The organism is Sphingobium sp. ba1, from assembly GCF_000743655.1.
Lineage (GTDB): Bacteria > Pseudomonadota > Alphaproteobacteria > Sphingomonadales > Sphingomonadaceae > Sphingobium.
Genome location: NZ_JPPQ01000069.1, coordinates 2,926,094 through 2,926,908 on the forward strand (window position 1 = coordinate 2,926,094; position 815 = coordinate 2,926,908).

Consider the following 815-nt stretch of genomic DNA (forward strand, 5'->3'; position numbering starts at 1 on the left):
AAGGTCGCATAGAGTTTCGGGCTCTGCATCAGCCGATCGGCGGCCAATATGTTGATATAGCCGCGCCCCTGCTCATCCACCCGCAGCATGTCGTTGATGTCGAGCGCAGGCTCGCCAAAGAAATGGTCGCCGCCCTGGGCTTCGAGCTGCAGCAATTGCCGCTGGATCGCGCCGACGCTCGCCTTGGTCACATTGCCATAGCGCGCCGACAGCGTCCCGGCATTCTCCGCGCAATAGGCCAGCATCGCCTGCAAATCGCCAAGGTCGAGCAGCAGCAGCCCTTCCTCGTCGGCATAGCGGAAAGCGATCGTCAGCACGCCTTCCTGCGTTTCATTGAGCCCCATCAGTTGCGCCAGCAGCAACGGCCCCATCTCGCTGACGGTAGTGCGAACGGGATGACCCTGTTCCCCATAGAGATCCCAGAAGATCGCCGGATTGTCGCTATAACTATAGTCGGTCAGCCCGATCTCGGCCGCCCGCGCCACCAGCTTGTCGGCATTTTTGAACGTCGGCGAACCCGCCATGGCAATGCCCGACAGGTCGCCTTTCACATCGGACAGGAACACCGGGACGCCCAGCGCCGAAAAACTCTCGGCAATCCCCTGCAACGTCACCGTCTTGCCCGTGCCGGTCGCCCCCGCGATCAGCCCATGGCGATTGGCGCGGCGCAGGTTGAGCAACTGGCGCACGCCGCCATCCTTGTCCGGCGCGCCCAGCCCGATGAAAATGCCGTCGCTCATGTGCCGCTGCCCCCAAAAAAAAACGTCACCCCCACAGCTGCGGGGGTGACGAAAATTAGGCAGAGTTTGGCACCT

Annotated in this window: 1 protein-coding gene; it reads right to left on the reverse strand. The window is 62.3% G+C overall.

The window, feature by feature from the left end; translation table 11 throughout:
* On the reverse strand, positions 1-740 hold a 740-nt coding region (locus tag IL54_RS17430), incomplete at its 3' end, for a helicase HerA-like domain-containing protein (protein WP_037479088.1).
* Between the last annotated feature and the right edge of the window lie 75 nt (positions 741-815).